We start from the raw sequence: 18,345 nt of genomic DNA, 5'->3' as shown, positions 1-18,345 counted from the left end.
AGAGTTTTTTATTATTATGATGTATTATTTGTTTTTATTATTGATTATAAGGTGATATTTTTAATTTTTGTATATTAACTTTTATTTTCTATCTTTTTAAAATTAAACTAAGAATTATATAATTTCTATACTTAAAAAAAAATAACATCTTTTATGAAAGGAGAGGAAAAATGAAAAAGTTAGTGGTAACTTTTGTTTTTATGTTTTTTTTATCTTTTTTTTTCATTTTAAATGGATGTGTTAACCAAACTCTGAAAACATCATATCATGAAAAGAAACAAATTTTAAAAGAAGTTAAAAGTGAATGGGGGAATGCATATTTTAGAGGCACACCAAACAATTGGGGAATTACTCATATGTCTAAAATAGGTCCTCATACATGGCAAATTATAATTAAATTTAATAATGGAGATGGTTATGGAAAACCAAGATTTAAGATAGATCATTTTGGTGATTGGAAAGAAAGTTATCCCGCTAATGATTATGAAGTTGAACCTTACACCACTTATAAAATAACTTTTTATGATGATACTCATTATATAAAAGTTGAAAAATATATAAAAGCTGTAAATGGTGTAATGCTACAGGCCTTTCAATGGTATTTGCCAGAATATAATGAGAAAACCAAAAGCGGATTATGGGTAGAGTTATCAAAAAAAATTCCAGATTTAGCCTTAATGGGGATAACGGCATTATGGCTTCCACCAGCATATAAAGGGCAGGCAGGAAAAAGTGATGTGGGGTATGGAGTCTATGATTTGTATGATCTTGGAGAATTCAATCAAAAAGGTACTATTTCAACAAAATACGGAACGAAAGAACAATATTTAAAATTAATTGAAAATGCCCATTTATATAATATACAGGTTTATGGCGATATTGTATTTAATCATAAAATGGGAGCAGATAATACAGAATGGGTTAATGCAACAAAAGTTTCATGGAATAATAGGAATATTGAAATTGAAAATAAAACAATAAAAGCATGGACACTTTTTAATTTTCCAGGACGAAATAATAAATATTCAGATTTTAAATGGAGATGGTATCATTTTGATGGTGTAGATTGGGATCAAAACACTGGTGAAAAAGCTATATTCAGGTTTAATGGAATTGGAAAGGCATGGGATTGGGAAGTGGATGATGAAAATTTTAATTATGATTATTTAATGGGTGCAGATCTTGATATGGATCATCCTGAAGTTGTACAAGAACTTAAAAAATGGGGTAAATGGTATGTTAATTTTACAAAAATTGATGGATTTAGATTAGATGCTGTAAAACACATAAAATTTAGTTTTTTTAATGATTGGCTGGATTATATGAGAAATGTATTAGGAAAAGAATTATTTACAGTTGGAGAATATTGGAGTACAGATATTAATAAACTAGAAAATTATATATCAAAAACAGAAGGTAGAATGTCTCTCTTTGATGTTCCATTGCATCAACATTTTTACGAGGCATCGAATTCTGGGGGCTATTATGACATGAGAAATATTTTTAATGGAACACTTGTTCAGAAAAATCCTATAAAAGCTGTTACTTTTGTTGAAAATCATGACACACAGCCTGGTCAGTCTTTATCTTCTCCTGTACAGGATTGGTTTAAACCTTTAGCTTATGCAATGATTCTATTGCGAAAAGATGGTTATCCATGTGTTTTTTATGGGGATATGTATGGTGCTCCTGGAATAAAAGAACAATATGGGACAATTAAAAAACTTATTGAAGCAAGAAAGTTATATTCATATGGAAAGCAATATGATTATTTAGATCACCAAGACATAATTGGTTGGACAAGATTGGGAGACGAAGAACACCCAAAAAGCATGGCAGTAATACTTTCGGATGGTCCTGGTGGAAGCAAATGGATGTATGTTGGAAAGAAAAAAACAAAGTTTATAGATTTGCTGGGGAATATAAAAGAGGAAATTTGGACAAATGATTATGGATGGGCAGAATTTAAAGTTAATGGAGGTTCTGTCTCTGTTTGGGTAGAAGAATAAAATTAATATGGTCACCAAAAAGGTGACCATATTAATTTTAAAAAATAAGGTTTATTTACCAAAATAATGGATAACAAAATTTATACTATATACTATGCCAAAAAATATACCATAATACAATTTTTTATTTTTTAATTCGTCAGAAAATAAAATAATCATTATCAGTATTCCAATAAAATTTGTAAATACAAGTAATATATAAAATTTTATTTTTATTTTTAAAAGGAAGATACCTATCAATATAGAGAAGATGTTACTTATTAAAATACCTATTGCTAACTTTAATTCTTTAATTTTCAAATAGAAAAAATCAAAAAATAATTTATTTAACCATATCTCTATTACAAATGAAAAGAAAAAAATAATAAAAGAAATAACTATAATTATTTTATCTAAATATAAAATATTTATATCTATATTTTGAGCTAAATCAACAATATTTTTTTTCATTTCAGGATTATTTTGAAAATATTCAAAAATAAAAGAAATAAATATATATAATGCACCAATATAAGTTAAAAGAAAAATAATGTGTTCTTTTTTAATCACAAAATATCCCTTCCTTTTTTAAGGTTAATTCTATAAATTTATGACTATTTAAAATTCCGTGATAAGTAAATATTATTATTGTTCCTTCAGATACTCTTTTTTTTAACTCATTAAATATAATATTTTGTGTTTTTATATCAATATGAGAAAGAGTTTCATCAATTACAATTAAACTCCACACTTTTGGTATAAAAATTAATGAAAAAATTGTTTTTAAATTTGTCCCCATAGACGCTTTATAAGGAAATATGGAAAAATCATTTATATTTAATTTTTTTAAAATCTCTTTAAAGGTATTTTCTGTAATTTTTATATTATGATAATACATAAATAATCTTATATTTTCTTCTAATGTTAGCCAGTCTTCATTAAGTGAAAATTCTGGAATATACAAAATTTTTTTAAAATTATTTTTATATATTCCTTCACTAAATTCTTCTATATTTGAAAGGCATCTAAGAAATACACTTTTTCCTATTCCGTTTTCTCCTTTTAACCAATATATATTATTATAAAAAGTATAGGATACATTTTCAAAAATAACTTTATTTCCATATTTCTTAGAGCAGTTTTTAAGTTCAAGCATTTAGAATTTTCCTCCTATTATTTATTAGGATATTAAACCTTCTACAAACCCACTTATTATAATAGAAAAAATATTTATTAATAAAATGCTCTTATATTCAGAAAATATTTTTAAAATCACATTGTATTTAAATCTATAAAAATTAAGCATAAGGCAATAGGATATATAAGAATAGATAATATAATTTGGAAATTCTATAACAATATGTGGAAAAAGTTTATCAAAAGTATTATATAAACCTACTGATTTTATACCAATATAAATACTCCAGGTTGTTGAAAATAGATCAATTATCCAGAATACTGGCATTAAAGGAAATAAAAATATATAAGATATAAAATTTTTTAAATTATTTAATATAATATCAATAGCTAATTTAAAGCTATGTTTTTGTGGTATTGCATATATTTCCCCGGATAAACAAAATATCTTATCATAAAAATATATTAATTCAAAACATAAAAATAGGTACAATATTAGATAAATAGAAATATGTCTTTTTCTTGGCATACATTCACCTTTTTTTAAAAATATAATCAGATATCAGTTTATGGATATTAAATATATTTAAAATCATCAAAAAGGTAATTTTAAAGAATTCTCCATATATTTTGCGATACCCTTGGATTTTAAAAAAGATTTTACTATACATATCAGGAACTTGAAAAATTATTGCTACAAATATTATAAATGCAAACAAAAAATAATGATTTATTTTTCTTTTATTTTCAAGAGATTTGTAATAAACGAAAATATAAGATTTTACTATGTACACCATTAGTAAAAGAAGATTTATAAAAAATAATAAAATATAAAAATTTAATCCTTCAGAAAATACTATAAAAAACAAAAATAAAAATATAATAACGGTAAAAATAATTCCTATTTTCAATTCATATGAATTAAGAAACCAATTTTTATATGGACGTATTGTGGTTTTAAAAAATATATATTTACTATATTCTCTGTCAAAATTCAAAAAATTTTTTTCAAAAACTATCTCTAATTCTGCTAGTAACAAAATTATTAAAAAATATTCTGCTGAATATAATCCAAAAAAATGATAGGTAATAATTGCTCCAAAACAAACGAATATGAATTCAGCATACTCTTTTAATGGTAATCTCTTAAAAAAAAGTATTAAAGAGTGACATGAAGTAATTTTTTCTGAATAAAAAAGGTATTCTGAAAACTTTTTATCATTAATAATTATATTTTTTAATTGTGAAAACCATGTGCGATATAAAAATATAACATTAATAATAATAACAGGAATAAAAAATAATATGTTTATTTTTAAAATATACAATAAATAAAGAAAAACAAAAACTATAAGTATATACTTTTCCTTCTTTGTATATATTTTCACAAAAAATAAGGTAATTTGAAGTAAAAAATTAATTAACAAAAATAATAGTTTTTTATAATCATTGTAATATAATAAAAATAACAATATATTTGAAATAATAAATATACTGCTAAAAAGATTCAATCTTAAAAAAGTAAATATAACATATTTAGCAGTAACTTCCCTGGATACTAAATAATGTACATTTCTATACTGTTTTAATAGTGAAATAATATTAGGAAAATTATAGTCAAATAATAGAAATGAAAAAAAATAAATTATTAAAAAATTATTTTTATCTAGAAGAAAAATATATAGAAAAAAAGAACTTAAGATCATGAAAATATATATGAACAAAAAAATAAAGGAGTTTATAAATGTATCTTCAACTATTTTAAAATTATTTATCCAATATTTTATGAGTAATTTGATATTTATCTCCTCCTTGAAAAGGGAAGAATGATTAAATCATTCTTCCCTTTTTAATTAAAAAAGATTACCACATAGTTGCATATCTTTTGCCATATTTTTTTATCATTTTTTTTGCAACAGCAACAAGTCCTGCTGTAATTGCTCCTGCTCCAATAACTGCTGTAATAATTGAAATAATTGTTGTTACCGTTGAAAATGTATCAATGATATCTATAACCTTTTCAGCTGCATGTTTTGAGATTCCAAGCATAGATGCTAAATTAATACTTGAAAAAGTAAAAAAGACACTAAAAAGACTAAGGGTTATAAAAATTTCTATAAAAAATATATTTTTATTCTTCATAAGACTCCTCCTCCTTTGATTAAGTATTATATTAAAGTTTGAGAAAATGTTTTCAAAGAGTTTTTATAATATAATTAAGAAAGTTCTATCGTATATTTCATCTGGTACCAGAAGAACTCAGCCGACTGAATGCAAATGTCAACTAATAACTTTTGACCCCCTGGGGTAAAAAATTGACCTCTTACTTATAATATTGATTTGAATAACGGTTTTTAAAGATTTTTTTCTGTAACTATATCCATTTATACCAGCTATTATAATAATATCATTGATAATATTGTGAAATTTATAACTAATAATTCATAATAAAACCTAACAAATATATATTTTTAATATTTGTTACACTATAATCAAAAGATATTAGTTTTTAATTATTTATTTCACAATCATTATATCAAAAAGAAAAAAAGATATCAATATATAATGTGAAATCCGAGTAAAATTATAATTAATTTTTCTTTTTTTGTCGCATATTTAGAACAACAAACCTCTTTGCTTGATTTAGCAAAGAGGTTTGTTTTCAGTCTATCAGACACATAATATATGGCTGTTTTCTTTTTATAACTTATTAATTAGTTCTCTTTCTATATATTTAAAGCCTTTTTCCCAGAATTCTTTTTTAGTAATATCAATATCCAGTTTTTCAAGTAATTTTTCTGGAGCTGCATTTCCACCGCTGGATAATAATTCTTTATATTTCGGGATAAATGCTTTTCCTTCTTCAAGATATTTTTCATATAATGCAATTACAAGAAGATTTGCAAAGTTATATGCATATACATAGAATGGTACTGCAAGCATATGAGGTATTGTGCTCCATTCGTATTTGTATTCTTCAGGGATTTTTACAGAATCACCAAACATTATTTTTAATTCTTTTTCATATAATTCTGACAATTCTTCCCATGAAGCCATTCCATTTTCATCAATCATTTTGTGTGACTGTATTTCGAATCTAGCAAACATGTTTTGCCTGAACATTGTTGCGAACATATCCTCTATTTTTGAAGCTATAAACATCTGTTTTTCTTCGCCTTCTAATTCCTTTAGTAATTTGTCCATTACGAGCATTTCGCCAAATACAGAAGCTACTTCTGCCATTGTTAATGGTGTATGATAATTTAATAATGACTGTTTTGAAGATAATGTCCCATGCACACCATGTCCTAGTTCATGTGCTAATGTCATTACATCTCTCATGTTTCCTGTATAGTTGAGTAATATAAATGGTTTGTAGTTAGGAATATTATATGAACAGAATGCTCCACCACGTTTTCCAGGTTGAATTTCAGAATCAATTCTGTTTTCATCAAAGAATGATTTTACAATATCCCCAATCTCTTTGTCAAATTCATAGTAGGCATCAAGTACCAATTTTTTTGCATCTTCAAAGGATATTTCCTTTTTTACCGGTTTTAATGGTGCATAGATGTCAGCAAGGGTTATATCGTATCCAAGGAAATCTCTTTTCCATTTATAGTATTTATGAACAATAGGTGTTTGCTCTGTGGTTACATCTATTACCATTTTTACAATTTCATCTTTAACCTCATTTGCCATATTTCTCATGGAAATTGGTTCTGGATAGTTTCTTAATTTGCTTTCTGTATCGTAATATTTTGCAACTGAATTAAATGTGCTTTCTAATATGATTTTATCCTTTTCATATCTTTCAAAGAACATTTTCATTGCTTTTTGTCTTAAATCTTTGTCAGGATGTTGTCTTAATGAACGAATTTCAGCACCTGTCATTGTTTTTAATTCACCGTCAATTTCAATTTCAAATGTATATGAGGAAACTAATTTTTCATATAACTTGCTAAATGCTCTTCTTCCAGCAGGTTCTAAAGCAGATAAAGCTTTTTCAGCGTCTTCACTTAAAACATGAGGTTTTTCTTCAATTAATACTTCAAGTACATGTTTATACTTTTCTAATTCAGGTGAATTTTTTAATTCTTCAAGCTTTTCAAGTGAATGGCTTAATAATACAGGTTTCCAGAATGAAAGTTCCATTTCTCCTTTTGTAAGGTAATCCTGTCCCATAGCAACTAATTTTTGAGCTGTTTTATCCTGAGTATTTGCAGAGTATAATAAACTTGCATATTGCATTGCAAAATATGGTTTTTCAATAAGTTTTTCCAATTCTTCAAGAAAATTTTTAACCTCTTTAGCTGATAATTCTTTTGAAGAAAGTATAGGATAATATTTTTCTTTTAACTTTTTTGCTCCTTCAAGCGCATTTTCAAAATCCTTTTTAATTTGTTCATTTTCTGGTGAATCATAGAAAAAAGTTAAATCCCACTTCATTTTCACACCTCCTGAAATTTAATTATTAAATCTTTTTTTATTTTTATAGTATATAGGATATATTATACCAAGAAATATGGAAAATATGCTAACGCTATATAAAACAAAAGAGACGTTATTTCCAAAAATTGCAGCATATCCACTGGATATGAAATTTCCTATAGCCCAGGCAAATCCCATTGATACCGATGAAGCAAAACTTTTATTTTTAGGCATTAGACTCTGTGCCTCAACAATATTTGCTGACATTGTTAAAAATCCAAAGGCATCAAATAATGCAAAGGCTATTATTCTTAAAAATGATGTATCAACCATTAATAATAATATACCGGCAATACCCATTCCAAGGAAACCAATTAAATTTATAAACCTAATACCTATTTTTTCCATTAATTTTGTTCCATAGAAATTGGTAAACATTCCGATAATCATACCAATACTTAAAGTAGCACCACCTACAACAAGACTGGCACCGTGCAAATTAACGTATATAGGTACAAATGTATGGAATATATCCATTACAAAACCTCTTAGGGTTACCATTAAAAAAATAGGAATTAATGTAAGTGCTTCAGAAAGTTGAGGGAATCTTTTTTCTGCTATTTGTTGTTTTTCATATTTCCATAATTTTTTATATAAATAAGGAATAAATAATAATGCTATAAGCCCAACGTAATAGATTTTTTCAAATCCAACTATGCTGAGATACATTGTAATAAATATTGGTCCCATTGCAGCTCCAAATGTTCCAAATACTGAGAACCAGGCAATATGATGTCCTTTGTTCTCTCTTCCTGCAAAACTGGCACCAATAGGATGAAAAGCAGAATTAAACAATCTTGTAAAAAATATTACTATCAGTGAAATCCAGAAACTGTTTACAAATCCTAAGATAGAAATCAATATTATTTCCATTATCAATATAGAAATAATATATACACCATCGCGTTTTCTCCTATCAAAATATAATCCAAAAAATATTTGCAAAATCGATGACAATGCACCTATTAAAGAAAGTAAGCTTGTAAATGTTCTACTGTCAATATTATATCTTTCAATGAAGTATGGACCTAACGGTTTAAAGAAAGAGTTTAAAAAGTCGGCTAAAAAATGAGCAATTGAAATGGCGAAAGTCACTGTATCACCCCTTTGTTAGTTTTACGAACAAAATTATACCACAAAAATTAAAAATTGTCCAATAATTTATTATATATATAATGCGGCTACAAATGTAGCCGCATCATAAATAGTATTACTTTATTGAATAATTTGGCGATTCTTTGGTGATGGATATATCATGAGGATGACTTTCTTTCATACTTGCAGCTGTGATTTTTATAAATTCTGCTTTTTCATGCAATTCTGCAATATTTTTTGCGCCTATATATCCCATTCCAGCCTTTAATCCGCCAAGCAATTGATAAATTACTTCTTTTGCTTTTCCTTTATAAGGCACCATTCCTTCTACACCTTCTGGTACCAGCTTTTCTGTTTCTTCTACATTGCTCTGGAAATATCTATCTTTACTGCCTCTTTTCATTGCTCCAATTGAACCCATTCCTCTATATGTTTTGTATTTCCTTCCCTGATAAAGTATAGTTTCACCGGGAGCTTCTTCTGTTCCTGCAAATAAACTTCCAAGCATTACGGTATTGGCACCAGCAGCCAATGCTTTTACTATATCTCCTGAATATCGTATTCCCCCATCGGCTATTACAGGTATATTATGTTTTTTTGCAACGCTAACTACATCCATTATTGCTGTTAATTGCGGAACACCTATGCCAGCAACTATTCTTGTTGTACAAATAGAACCGGGACCAATTCCTACTTTTACAGCATCTGCACCGGCTTTTATTAAGTCTTTTGCTGCTTCTGCTGTTGCAATGTTTCCAGCAATAATAGGTACTTCAGGATATTTGCTTTTTATTTTTTTCAATGTCTCCAGTATATTTTTTGAATGACCATGTGCTGAATCGAGTACCAATACATCAACACCTGCTTTTATAAGAGCTTTTGCACGTTCTAACCCATCAGAAACCCCAATTGCTCCACCAACTAATAATCTTCCCTTTTTATCTCTTGAAGCATTTGGATGTTCAACTACGGATATTATATCTTTTATTGTTATTAAACCAATTAATTCATTATTTTCATTTATAATAGGTAATTTTTCTATTTTATTTTGATGAAGTATTTCTTTTGCCTCAACTACTGTAATGTGTGGCCCTGCGACAACAAGGTCTTTAAAAGGTGTCATTAATTCTTTTGCCTTTTTTGATGTGTTTTTTTCAAAACGCATATCTCTATTTGTCAATATTCCCAATAATTTATTATTTTCATCTACAACAGGTAATCCCCCTATTTTGTATTCAGCCATTAATTTTTCCGCTTCGTATATTGTTGTGTCTGGAGTTATTGTTATTGGATCGTATATTATGCCATTTTCCGCTTTTTTTACCTTTTCTATTTCATGAGCCTGTTCTTCTATAGTTAGATTTTTATGAATTATACCAATACCGCCTTCATGGGCTATTGCTTTTGCCATTAAGCCTTCAGTTACTGTATCCATTGCTGCTGAAAGAAAAGGTGTGTTTAAATATATATCTTTAACAAGTATGGATTTTGTTTCAATTTCCGAAGGAATTACTTCACTGTATTTTGGTAATAATAATACATCATCAAATGTCAATCCTTCTCTAAACATTTTATCGCTCCTTTCTATTCCCATTCAATTGTTGCCGGGGGTTTTGAGGTTATGTCATATACAACTCTTCCAACACCATTTACTTCATTTACAATACGACTTGAGGCTTTTTCAAGTATTTCAAAAGGGATTTTTGACCAATCAGCAGTCATTCCTTCTACGCTATCTACAGAGCGTATTGCAAGCACATAATCATAACTTCTTTCATCGCCAACAACGCCAACGCTCTTTATTGGTGTTAAAACAGTAAAAGCCTGCCATACTTTGTTATACCAGTTAAACTCTTTTAATGTTTCTATAAATATATGGTCCGCTTTTTTTAATATATTTAGCTTTTCTTCTGTGATTTCTCCAATTATACGTATTGCCAATCCTGGACCAGGAAATGGATGTCTGTATAATATATGTTCAGGTATTCCCAATAATTTTCCAACTTCTCTTACTTCATCTTTGAAAAGATTCCTTAAAGGTTCTATTATTTTAAATTTCATATCTTCCGGCAATCCGCCTACATTGTGGTGGCTCTTTATTTTTGCCGTATTTTTTCCTGATGCGGCACTTTCAATTACGTCAGAATATATAGTTCCCTGAACGAGAAATTCATATTCATTAGTTGCTTCGTTTTCAAATACGCGTATAAACTCTTCTCCTATTATTTTTCTTTTTTTTTCAGGATCAGTAACACCGCTTAATTTAGATAAAAATCTTTTTTGTGCATCTACAACTGTAAGATTTATACCTAATAATTCATTGAATATCTTTTTTACTTCAATTTCTTCATTTAATCTCATTAATCCGTGGTTTACGAACACTGCTTTCAATTGTTCCCCTATGGCTTTGTGTACCAATACTGCAGCAACAGAAGAATCTACTCCGCCAGAAAGTGCAATGATGGCTTTTGAATTACCAACTGTTTCTTTTATTTCTTTTATTTTATTTTCGATGAGATTTTCAAGAGACCAGTTTTTTTCCAGTTTTGCAATTTTAATGAGGAAATTTTCAAGTATTTCAAATCCAAATTCTGTGTGTTTTACTTCTGGATGAAATTGAATCCCGTAAATTTTTTCAGAAAACTTTACAGCAGCATTTATACCATTATAAGTAGTAGCAATAATTTCGCTTCCTTCTGGAAGTGCAACAACAGAATCGCCATGGCTCATCCAGGTTATAATCTTTTCCGGTATTTCTGAGAATAATACGTTATTGCTTACTTTTATTATTGTTTTTCCATATTCAGAAACTTCTGTTTTCTCAACTTTGCCCCCAAGTTTTTTTGCCAATGCCTGCATTCCATAACAGATTCCCAATATTGGAACATCTAACTTGAATATCCAATCAGGAATTTCTAACGCATCCTTATCGTTAACGCTTTTTGGACCTCCAGATAGTATAATAGCTGTTATATCTTCTAAATTGGTGATTTCAGCGTCATGTGGAGCAACTTCAGAGTAGATTTCCATTTCTCTAATACGTCTTGCTAATAGTTGTGTATATTGCGAACCATAATCAATAATCAATACTTTTTTCATAGGCACCTCCTATAAAAATAATGCACCTCTCAGGAAAAGAGGTGCATTATATATTATTATATATATTAAGCTCCCCTTTTCCTATAGTCAGATGGTTTACGGCCATCTGGTAGAGACTTCCGGACCATATTACCGGAATTATATAGGAAAAGAAAAATTCCAGAATATTTAATTTTTTCTGTATTTTAACAGATAAAAACGTTATTTTTTTTGCTTTATAATTAATACTCTGTTAATTGATTTTCTTTATATAGACCAGATATTCAATATTACCGTCTTTACCTCTAATTGGCGATTCTACCATTCCTTTTATTTCAAATCCATTTTCAATTAATGAATTAAAAACCTTTTTTATAGCTTCTTCTCTATATTCTTCCTTTTTAACTATACCTTTTGATAATTTTGATGGTTCCAATTCAAATTGAGGTTTTATGAGTATTATTCCCTCTGCATTATTAGCAGTAATTTCTTTTATTGATGGAATAATTTTTGTAATTGAAATAAAAGAAACATCACTGGTAAAAAATTCTACAGATTCAAAATCTTCTTTTCTAAGGTATCGAGCATTTGTGTTTTCCATTAAAACTATTTTTTCGTTATTTCTTAAGCTTTCATGAAGCTGATTTGTTCCTGAATCTATACAGTAAACTTTTTTTGCACCATTTTCCAGTAATACCTGAGTAAATCCTCCTGTAGAGGAACCAATGTCTACACATATTTTGTTATTTATTTTAGGTTGAAATTCTTTAATAGCCTTTAATAATTTATATGCAGCTCTGCTTACGTATTTTTCTGTTTCTGTAATTTTTATTGTAGCATTTTCATCTACTTTTTTAGATGGTTTTGTAATTTTTTGATTATTTACATAAACCTTTCCTTCTTTTATAAGCCTTTGTGCTTTTTCACGTGAATCAACGTATTTATTATTAACTAAAAATATATCCAATCTAATTTTTCCATCACCCTTTCTATAAAATTCAAGATTTTTCAATAAGCCTTTTATTAAATTATATCATACCGTGCTTAAAATGAAATGAGGCTTTTTATTCAAAGCCTCATTTGCAATAATTTTATTATTCCTTAAATACCTTACACAATTCAGGGACAATGTCTATAGAAACTGCAGCACCTTCCGGGAAAATCTTTTTTTGTCCAGGATTATCAATTTGAACCATTATTTCACCGTATTCTGTATCAATAAATGATTCTACAGTATTTCCGAGATATACATTTATTTTTATCCTTCCTTCTATTAACCCTTCTTTTTCTTCTTTTAAAATTAGAGACTCTGGTCTTGCCATTAAAACACCTTTATCTCCGCTATTTAACTCTTTATCATACTTTTTCATAATTAATTTTCTTCCTTTAAAATCAATTACTATATTGTCATTTTCTTTTCCTATTACATCAACTGTAAAAAAGGCAACCTTCCCTATAAATCCGGCTACAAATTTAGAGATTGGATCTTCATATATTTCAACAGGTGTTCCAATTTGCATAATTTTTCCATCTTTCATTACTATTATTCTGTCAGACAAACTCATTGCTTCAACACGATCATGCGTAACATATATAGCTGTAATTCCTAATTTTCTCTGTATTTTTTTAATTTCAATTCTCATTTGTTCCCTGAGTAAAGCATCTAAATTGGAGAGTGGTTCATCAAGGAGCAATATAGCCGGTTCTACTATAATTGAACGTGCCAGCGCAACCCTTTGTTGTTGTCCTCCTGATAGTCTTGATGGTGCCCTTGATGCTAAATCCTTTAATCCAACCATTTCAAGCGCTTCAAAAACACGCTTTTCTATTTCTTCCCTGGATAATTTTCTTAATTTCAAACCATATGCTACATTGTCAAATACTGTCATATGTGGAAACAATCCATAACTCTGGAAAACAGTTGCAGTATCTCTTTTATTAGGAGGTAGGAAAGTTACGTCTTCATTTCCTATATATATTTTTCCTTTCGTTGGTAATTCAAATCCGGCAACCATACGCAATGTAGTAGTTTTTCCGCAACCAGAAGGTCCAAGCAATGTAATGAGTTCTCCTGGTTTTATTTCAAAGGTAGAATTGTTTACTGCTATTACCTCTGTATTATTTTTCCTGTCCTTGAATATTTTAGTTACATTTTCCAATCTTAAGGATACCTGTTTTTTCTTCATAATTTTCACCTCTCACCGGAAACGGTTTTTTCAAGTGTTTCACTTTGTCTTACTATTAATCGCATTAATCCGAAGGCTATAAGCACTATAATGATTAATGTTGTTGCAAGAACACTGGCTAAACCAAATCTCAGATTTTCTGAGAAATTATATATCAAAACAGTAATGTGATACCATTTTGCTGATATTAAGAATATTACAGCACTAACAGCTGTCATTGACCTGACAAATGTGTAGGATAAACTTGAAATAAATGCAGGCCTTAATAATGGCAATACTATAGTTTTAAATACCGTTGGTACATCGGCACCAAGATCTTGAGCAGCCTCTTCTATTGATGGATCTATTTGTCTTAATGCTGCAACTCCGCCTTCAACGCCAACAGGCAATTCCCTGATAATATAATTTATAACTATAATAGCTCCTGTTCCTACTAATATTAATGGTGGTTTATTAAATGCAAGAATATAACTGATACCTATTAATGTTCCAGGAATAGCAAATGGAGCCATTATAAGTATTTCAAATATTCTCTTTCCTTTAAAGTTTTTTCTAACAAGAATTAATGCTGTGAGCATTGCAAGAATTCCAGCAAGAGGTGTTGCAATTGTTGCAAGCGTTACAGTGTCTGTAATTGCATCTTTACCTCTTTGAAGAGCCTCTTTGATGTTTTCGAGTGTAAATGTATAATCAATACCCCAATTTCTCACGAAACATCCAGCTACAATTGTACCGTATAATGAAATCAAAAATACCACTATTAATACCATTAAGGTTACCAAAGTTACTTTAACAGTTTTTGATACCAATTCAGTAATACGTGGTGAAGGTTTTCCTGTTACGGTAACAAATGATTTTTTTGATACCCAGAATCTCTGAACAAGAAAAGCAGTAATGGTTGGCATTAATAACAACAATGATAATGCTGCACCATTTCCCAATCTATTCATACCAGTAACTTCAAGATAAGCCTCAACAGAAAGTACTCTATAATTTCCAGATAATATCAATGGATTTGCAAAATCAGCAAGTGAATTGGTAAATACAAGAAGCCAGGCGCTTAATATTCCTGGTACTGACAACGGTAATGTAACCGTTAAGAATGTTTTTAATTTTGATGCGTTTAAATCAAGTGCAGCATCTTCCAATGTTGAATCTATTGCATGAAGTATTCCTGCCATTGTTAAATAGGCTATTGGGAACATTCCCATTGTTTGAACAAGGGTTAATCCCGTTAAACCGTATATACTAAAATTTTGCAAATGCAATATTTTTTTTGTGATAAGTCCATTGTTTCCAAATAGCAATAATATGGATAATGTTAAAGAAAATGGTGGAGAAATAACAGGTAATGTAGCCATTGTGCTGAAAAATTTCTTTCCTTTTATAGATGTTCTTGTTAAGGTAAATGCAAATAGAAAGCCTATTAATGTTGAAAGTGTGGCAGTTGAAATACCAAGTTTAATACTTCCCCAGAAAGCCTTTAAATATTGATCAGTGGTGAGTATTTTTTTCCATATTTCCATGGAAAACTCACCGTTTTTTATAAATGTAAGCCTTACTGCTTCGAAAAGAGGATATGCAGTGAATATACCTACAATAACAAATAATCCTAATATAATAAAATTCATTACAGGATCTCTTGAAAAGAGAATAATCCCATATACTAAAACAAATGCCATAATTATTGAAACAGCAAAAATATTTAATAGTCTATAGAATTTTAAATATCCTTCCATATTAAAAAACATTATTCCTATTCCTACTATATCATACTCAGAAGTTAATATTGGGGCAAAAACTATCTTATACTGCGAATTATCTAACGAATACATATTATCCGTTAAAAAGTATTCGCTATATACAGCACTTTCTAATCCTTTTTCAAAAATAGGATCGGAAAGTTTAGATTTATAAAATTCATAAAATTCTTTATCTTTATAAAACTCTGTAGTTTCCTCAAATTGAGGAAGACCTTTTATATATATAATTCTTATATTTTCATAATTATTTTCGACGTTAGAAATCCATGAATCAATATCCTCTGTTTTATCAGAAACAGAAGAAAATATTATCTTTCCAGTTTCAAGAATATTATCATTTATTATTTTTGTATATGAATCCTTTATGCTGGAGAATATCCATATATCTGCAGAAGCAACAATAAGTAAAAATAATAGAAAGTATATTATCTTCTTTTTTGTGAACATATTTTCAACTCCTGAATATTATTTTAACCAGACGGCTATATGCCGTCTGGTAGGTTTAATTTTTACTTTGCACCAATTTCTTTATTCCATCTTTCTACTAATCTTTCTCTGTTTGCAGCATCCCATACAAAATTCTGATTTACAATTCTTAAATCGTCAATGTTTAAAGGAGCCTTATCCTTTGGAGCAAGTTTTGATACAGGAATTACAAACCATTTTGCTATCATAGCCTGTGCTTCTTTTTGAAGCATCCAGTTATATAATTTCTTTGCATTTACTGGATTTGGTCCGTTTTTAATTAATGACATTGAAGCAAGTTCAAAACCTGTTCCTTCTTCTGGTACTGTAACCTTTAATGGAGCACCGTTTGCGATTAATTTAAATAAATCATGTGCATAACCTATTGCAAATGGAATTTCACCTATAGCAGCCTGTTTTCCACCAGCTGAACCTGATTTTGTATATTGGTCTATACTTCTATCAAGATGATGTAAGAACATAAATGTTAATTCTTCGTCTTCATGGAATAAATGATAAATTGTTGTAATAACATTATATGCTGTTCCTGAAGTATTAGGATTTGCAACCCTTACAAGTCCTTTGTACTTTGAATCAATAATATCAAACCATCCTTTTGGTGCTTCTAAACCTAATTCCTTTGCTCTTTCTTCATTTGTAGCAAATGCAAGTACACCTATATATAAACCAATCCAATAATTTTCTGGATCTCTAAACTGTGCAGGTGTATATTGTGCAAGAGGTGATTTGTAAGGTGTGGTTAAACCCTTTTGTTTTGCTTCAACGTGTCCAAGACCTACTCCTCCTACCCAAATTGATGCTTGTGGATTTTCTCTCTCAGCTTCAAGTCTTGCTACTGTTTCACCTGTGGATAATCTTACCCATTCTACTTTTATCCCTGTTTCTTCTTCAAATCTGTCAAATAATTCCTTGGCAAGCGGTTCTTCAAGCGTTGTATAAGCCTTTACCACATTTGCTGAAAATACCATAATGCCAACGATTAACAAAACTACCAAAAAAATACTCTTTTTCATAAGAACACCCCCTGTGATGTGATGGTTTAATTATTCTTTATTATCCATGCAGCTTTTTTGCTGAAATATAATTTTATTTCTTTGCCAATTGGTGGGATTTCATTTTCAATAGGATTAAAGAGTACTATATCTATTGTTTGACCATCTTTTAATTCCACTTGATACTCTACATGCGCACCAAGAAATACCAACTTTTTTATAATTCCGGTTATATTGTTTTCCTTAGGCTCTGTATTTATAGCTTCAGGTCGTAAGGCAATTAATACGGAATCATTTATACTGAATTCTTCACCACCAATTCCTGTAAAACTTTGATTAAGCGATTCATTGAATATGACATATTCATCATCTTTTTTTTCTATAACCTTGCCTTCTATGAAATTAACCTTTCCAATAAAATCTGCAACAAATTTGTTTTTGGGTTTTGAATATATTTCAAGAGGATTCCCAACCTGCATAATTTTTCCCTGATTCATTACAACAATAACATCTGAAATGCTCATTGCTTCTATTTGATCATGAGTTACGTATATACTGGTAATATTGAGTTCCTTTTGTATTCTTCTAATTTCAGAACGCATACTTTCACGAAGTTTGGCATCAAGATTTGAAAGTGGTTCATCAAATAACAATACCTTTGGTTCCATAACAAGACTTCTTGCAAGTGCAACACGCTGTTGTTGACCACCGGAAATTTGGTCAGGTCTTCTGTTTTCCATGCCTTCAAGATTGGTTAATTCTATTATTCTTTTCACTTTTTCAGTTATTTCATTTCTTGATAATTTTTTTAATTTTAAACCAAATTCTATATTTTCTTTTATAGTCATATGAGGAAATAACGCATAGCTTTGAAACATCATAGAGATATCTCTCTTGTTTGGTGGCATATTGGTAATATCCTCTCCATTGAGAAATATCCTTCCATTGGTAGGAATTTCAAATCCTGCAATCATCCTTAATGTAGTGGTTTTTCCACAACCTGAAGGCCCTAAAAAGGTTACCAATTGCCCTTCTTCTACTTTTAGATTAAAATCATTTACAGCAACTGTTTCTGTCCCTTCGCTTTTAAATATTTTATAAATATTCTTTAATTCTAAACTCATGGGTT

Annotated in this window: 14 protein-coding genes and 1 riboswitch; of the genes, 1 reads left to right on the top strand and 13 read right to left on the bottom strand. The window is 29.0% G+C overall.

Annotated elements, in window-relative coordinates; all coding sequences use genetic code 11:
• Positions 1 to 170 precede the first annotated feature (170 nt).
• Complete coding sequence (locus MARPI_RS02670) at positions 171 to 2,009, top strand: alpha-amylase (protein WP_014296056.1); 1,839 nt, start codon at positions 171 to 173, stop codon at positions 2,007 to 2,009.
• Between the two features lie 51 nt (positions 2,010 to 2,060).
• Here the strand turns inward: MARPI_RS02670 and MARPI_RS02665 are convergent, their stop codons facing one another.
• The 13 genes from MARPI_RS02665 to MARPI_RS02600 all read right to left on the bottom strand — a co-directional run bounded on the left by MARPI_RS02665 (position 2,061) and on the right by MARPI_RS02600 (position 18,340).
• Positions 2,061 to 2,558, bottom strand: coding sequence for a hypothetical protein (locus MARPI_RS02665; RefSeq protein ID WP_014296055.1), 498 nt, complete (start codon positions 2,556 to 2,558; stop codon positions 2,061 to 2,063).
• The gene (locus tag MARPI_RS02660; RefSeq protein WP_014296054.1) at positions 2,551 to 3,144 is read right to left on the bottom strand and encodes an ATP-binding cassette domain-containing protein; all 594 of its coding nucleotides are present in this window, start codon (positions 3,142 to 3,144) and stop codon (positions 2,551 to 2,553) included. Before MARPI_RS02660 ends, MARPI_RS02665 begins: the two co-directional genes overlap by 8 nt.
• Positions 3,145 to 3,168: 24 nt before the next feature.
• The gene (locus tag MARPI_RS02655) at positions 3,169 to 3,654 is read right to left on the bottom strand and encodes an integral membrane protein (RefSeq protein WP_014296053.1); all 486 of its coding nucleotides are present in this window, start codon (positions 3,652 to 3,654) and stop codon (positions 3,169 to 3,171) included.
• A gap of 1,334 nt (positions 3,655 to 4,988) precedes the next feature.
• The gene (locus MARPI_RS02645) at positions 4,989 to 5,267 is read right to left on the bottom strand and encodes an uberolysin/carnocyclin family circular bacteriocin (protein WP_014296051.1); all 279 of its coding nucleotides are present in this window, start codon (positions 5,265 to 5,267) and stop codon (positions 4,989 to 4,991) included.
• 558 nt (positions 5,268 to 5,825) lie between these two features.
• Positions 5,826 to 7,574 (bottom strand): M3 family oligoendopeptidase, encoded by a 1,749-nt coding sequence (locus MARPI_RS02640; protein ID WP_014296050.1) that lies wholly within the window; start codon positions 7,572 to 7,574, stop codon positions 5,826 to 5,828.
• An 18-nt stretch (positions 7,575 to 7,592) separates the two neighbouring features.
• On the bottom strand, positions 7,593 to 8,711 hold the full coding sequence (locus MARPI_RS02635) for an MFS transporter (RefSeq protein WP_014296049.1): 1,119 nt from the start codon (positions 8,709 to 8,711) through the stop codon (positions 7,593 to 7,595).
• A 115-nt stretch (positions 8,712 to 8,826) separates the two neighbouring features.
• Entirely contained in the window at positions 8,827 to 10,281 is a 1,455-nt protein-coding gene (gene guaB, locus MARPI_RS02630) for an IMP dehydrogenase (RefSeq protein ID WP_014296048.1), read from the bottom strand.
• Positions 10,282 to 10,295: 14 nt separating this feature from the next.
• On the bottom strand, positions 10,296 to 11,810 hold the full coding sequence (gene guaA, locus MARPI_RS02625) for a glutamine-hydrolyzing GMP synthase (RefSeq protein ID WP_014296047.1): 1,515 nt from the start codon (positions 11,808 to 11,810) through the stop codon (positions 10,296 to 10,298).
• Between the two features lie 64 nt (positions 11,811 to 11,874).
• Positions 11,875 to 11,976, bottom strand: a riboswitch (purine riboswitch).
• A gap of 66 nt (positions 11,977 to 12,042) precedes the next feature.
• Positions 12,043 to 12,801, bottom strand: coding sequence for a TlyA family RNA methyltransferase (locus tag MARPI_RS02620; protein WP_014296046.1), 759 nt, complete (start codon positions 12,799 to 12,801; stop codon positions 12,043 to 12,045).
• 82 nt (positions 12,802 to 12,883) lie between these two features.
• Positions 12,884 to 13,975, bottom strand: coding sequence for an ABC transporter ATP-binding protein (locus tag MARPI_RS02615; RefSeq protein ID WP_014296045.1), 1,092 nt, complete (start codon positions 13,973 to 13,975; stop codon positions 12,884 to 12,886).
• Positions 13,976 to 13,980: 5 nt separating this feature from the next.
• Positions 13,981 to 16,185, bottom strand: coding sequence for an ABC transporter permease (locus MARPI_RS02610; protein ID WP_014296044.1), 2,205 nt, complete (start codon positions 16,183 to 16,185; stop codon positions 13,981 to 13,983).
• 62 nt (positions 16,186 to 16,247) lie between these two features.
• Positions 16,248 to 17,237, bottom strand: coding sequence for an ABC transporter substrate-binding protein (locus MARPI_RS02605; RefSeq protein ID WP_014296043.1), 990 nt, complete (start codon positions 17,235 to 17,237; stop codon positions 16,248 to 16,250).
• Positions 17,238 to 17,263: 26 nt separating this feature from the next.
• Positions 17,264 to 18,340 (bottom strand): ABC transporter ATP-binding protein, encoded by a 1,077-nt coding sequence (locus MARPI_RS02600; RefSeq protein WP_014296042.1) that lies wholly within the window; start codon positions 18,338 to 18,340, stop codon positions 17,264 to 17,266.
• Between the last annotated feature and the right edge of the window lie 5 nt (positions 18,341 to 18,345).

It is taken from the genome of Marinitoga piezophila KA3 (assembly GCF_000255135.1).
Taxonomy (GTDB): Bacteria; Thermotogota; Thermotogae; order Petrotogales; family Petrotogaceae; genus Marinitoga; species Marinitoga piezophila.
The sequence above is the reverse complement of the archived record's forward strand: the minus strand, read 5'-3'. Positions and strand labels throughout refer to the sequence as shown.